General features: G+C 41.6%; 7 protein-coding genes. All 7 read left to right on the top strand.

From position 1 onward, the window contains the following. Positions 1-8: 8 nt before the first annotated feature. Positions 9-107, top strand: a complete 99-nt coding sequence (locus tag ACODS7_RS31520) for a DnaB-like helicase C-terminal domain-containing protein (protein WP_256425570.1) — start codon at positions 9-11, stop codon at positions 105-107. 4 nt (positions 108-111) lie between these two features. Continuing rightward, positions 112-375 carry a hypothetical protein gene (locus tag ACODS7_RS31515; RefSeq protein WP_243168552.1) on the top strand — a complete coding sequence of 88 codons (264 nt, stop codon included), beginning with the start codon at positions 112-114 and terminating at the stop codon, positions 373-375. 6 nt (positions 376-381) lie between these two features. Then, a complete protein-coding gene (locus ACODS7_RS31510; protein ID WP_243168551.1) occupies positions 382-813 on the top strand; it encodes a DUF1064 domain-containing protein in 432 nt (143 codons plus the stop codon). Beyond that, positions 813-1,520, top strand: a complete 708-nt coding sequence (locus tag ACODS7_RS31505; RefSeq protein ID WP_243168550.1) for a 2-methylcitrate dehydratase — start codon at positions 813-815, stop codon at positions 1,518-1,520. The genes ACODS7_RS31510 and ACODS7_RS31505 overlap by 1 nt, the downstream gene beginning before the upstream one ends. Beyond that, positions 1,486-2,226, top strand: a complete 741-nt coding sequence (locus ACODS7_RS31500) for a zinc-finger domain-containing protein (RefSeq protein ID WP_289667659.1) — start codon at positions 1,486-1,488, stop codon at positions 2,224-2,226. Before ACODS7_RS31505 ends, ACODS7_RS31500 begins: the two co-directional genes overlap by 35 nt. Positions 2,227-2,235: 9 nt before the next feature. Beyond that, positions 2,236-2,661 (top strand): hypothetical protein, encoded by a 426-nt coding sequence (locus ACODS7_RS31495; protein ID WP_243168897.1) that lies wholly within the window; start codon positions 2,236-2,238, stop codon positions 2,659-2,661. Between the two features lie 120 nt (positions 2,662-2,781). Next, the coding region (locus ACODS7_RS31490; RefSeq protein ID WP_488828498.1) for a BRO-N domain-containing protein at positions 2,782-3,082 on the top strand (301 nt) is incomplete at its 3' end.

The following is a 3,082-nucleotide window of genomic DNA, read 5'->3' as shown; positions in this document are numbered from 1 at the left end:
CAGAGGAAATACACGAGACGGAACTCATCATCGCCAAAAACCGAAATGGAGCGGTCGGAACGCTGAAGTTGAACTTTGTGAAACGGACGAATGAATTTGTGGAGTGAGGGCATGAAGGTCAGTGAATTGTTAGAGTACGCAACAGCACATGGACTGGTAGGGATTGTTGCACTGATTGAATTGCTCGTGCTAGATAAACAAGTTGTGAAGTTTACGGATGATGTCGCAAAACTAGAGTATTACTATCAGGATCGGTTTCGAGTGGCGATGAATCAGCATGTGGAAGCCTACATGAGCAAGAAGAATAGACGTGTGATGACAGATGAGGAATGGAATAGTTGGATGGAACGAGTGGATGACAGATATTTGGGGTGAGAGGAATTGAGTAAATACAACAACAAAAAAGTGAACCTCGATGATTACGTGTTCGATTCACAAGCGGAAGCAAATTATTACGAAGACTTAAAAATACGCAGTGCAGGAGGCGAAATACAAGGATTTGAACGACAACCCGTATTTAAGTTACAACCAGCATTCAAGAAACATAACAAGAGCTTTCAAGCCATTACATACATAGCGGACTTCTTGGTGTACTTGCCAAATGGTGAGGTAGAGGTCATAGACATAAAAGGGGTCATTACTGAAACGTTCAACGTAAAAAGAAAGTTATTTGAATATAAATACCCGCACTTACAGCTGATTTTGCTGAAGCATGTGAAGAAATACGGTGGTTTTATCACGTTGGATGAGTACAACAAGTTACAACGAGCGGAGAAGAAAGTGAAAAAACAGAATAAAGGGAGCGGATCATAATGGCGTATATCGAATTTAAACCGGTGTTGAAGAAAGTGAACTTAAAACCTGATGGGAAGAAAGAGATTGTGTTAGAAGTAACCGATTCCTCACTACAAGGGAAATTGGATTCTCTGTCTGAAATGATTGATGCGAAAGTGTTTGTTTCGCTAGAGTCTATGCAAGTTAATTTCAATGTCACGATGAATGCGAAAACAAATGAGCCAGTTATCCAGTACGAAGTGAATGAAAAAGGCATCGTACAAGAAGCAAAATCAACATTTGAGCAAATAGAAGCAGACCTAGATATGCCAAAAGAACAGATTCCAACCCGTGAAGAAAAAGAACAAGTGGACCGTGAGGTTATCGATGCATTTATCATTAGCGGTTTAGCACCGAACTTTGAGGGGATGCTGAATAAACTTCCGGAGATTGTGAAACGCCGTCTGGAAGGAGAATCCTACTTAAAACTGGCAAATGAGCTGAACATGTCCTCGGGTCAAATTATCGAGGTAATTGATGAATACCGTAAGCGTGTAGCACCATTAGCGATAAAGTGGCATGAGTGGAAAGAACAGCAGCCAGAAACAAAAGAAGAGCCAAAGAGTGGGGAGAAACCTGAGGAAACGGCAGAGACAGAAGAAGGAGCCATTTCGAAACCATTGCAGCCATCAGAAGAATTTGAAATAACAGATGAGGACAAGTCATTTGAAGAAGAGCAAGAATAAATCCATACGGATTCAAATATTAAATCTACAAGATGAACACTGCGTAGGATGCAAGAAAATGCCGGCATACAGGAAGTCAGGGAATCGTAAGACTTCCTGGTGTGCGGATAACTGTAGGATTGGGAAGCGAATCAAACAATTAGGAGAAACCTTACTGGAAGGGAGAAATGAAACAATGGCAGAGCAGATGGCTGAAGAGAGAAATTGGGATGTATTATGTGAGAAGGCAGAGAAGTTACGGGAGCAGAAATTATCTTGGGCAAAAATTGCAGATCGTCTTGGTGTGAGTGAAAGCACACTGTATCACAATGTCGCAAAACGACGAGAGAAAAAAGAGGGCATGAGGAATCGCGCCAAGAGATCAGGAACGAAAAAGAGTATAAAAGCATTGCTCCAGGGTGCAAAAGTTATTAGGGAGAAAAATGAACATTCTGAGGAGAAAGATACTCGAATGGATCAAACGGAATTAAAAGCAGAACTTGAAAAGTTAAAAAAACAATCTCAAAATCGTGAGGAAGAATATACAACTTTACTTAATGAACGCAACCAGCTAAGCGAGAAGAAATGGGAACTGGAAGCTGAGTTACGTAAAGTGCAAATCAGAGTCGGTGCGGCAGAGGAAACAGCTGAAAGGGAACGGAAGCACCGCCTAGAATGTCAAGCAAGAGCACAAGCATTAGGCATCGCATTGAAAGCCGTATTGTAGGTGTTTCACATGAAACTTACTAAAGAAGAACGCCTCCAGCTTACCTATCAGATTGGTGATATCATCGAACAGAAATGTAGGCGGTGTTATTACAATCGCTCAGATGATGCGAGTTTCAGTATCAGCATTTGTGCGAATTGCCCGACTGGTCAGGAGTTACGCCAATTGGGTAGGTATTTTGATACGGAGCCGAGACAGCGCGCAGGGAAACCTGGAAATATTCCGGATGGATTGACCCCAGCCCGTGTAAGGGAACTCAATGACCAGGGGATTCCAGATAAAGAAATTAGTATCATGTTTGAGCGGAGTCCATCCTATGTTGGGAAAGTGAAAAATAAATGGAGAAAGCAAGGGTTATGGCAAGGTCCGAATCGGATGACCAAGGAACCAAGTAAGGAGAAAAGGGGCGAACGAAATGTTAGTCCCTCCGAATAGTGGGAAACAAATGAATGGGGATGGGTGGGCGCTTTGCCCAGTGATCATTTTACATGGAGTGTTGTTGTAAAAGATAGAAAAGTAGCTGTGCCATATAATATAACAAGGGGGAAATGAAAAATGAAGCAAATGCAAACATTCTCACATAATATGTTCGGTAATTTAGAGGTTTTTATCAAGGATGGAAAAGAGTACTTTCCGGCGATAGAGGTTGCGAAAGTTTTAGGGTACTCAAACCCTCATGATGCTGTAAGTAAACATTGTAAAAAGGACGGGGTCGCGTTTTGCGAGGTGGTTATTCCAGAGAAAAATCAAACGGTTGAAAAGAAATTCATTAACGAGCCGAATCTATATCGTCTCATTGTTAAATCCAAACTCCCACAAGCAGAACAATTTGAAAAATGGGTATTTGAAGAAGTAC

It is taken from the genome of Bacillus sp. FG16, from assembly GCF_057809515.1.
This window is presented reverse-complemented; position numbering and strand designations above follow the sequence as displayed.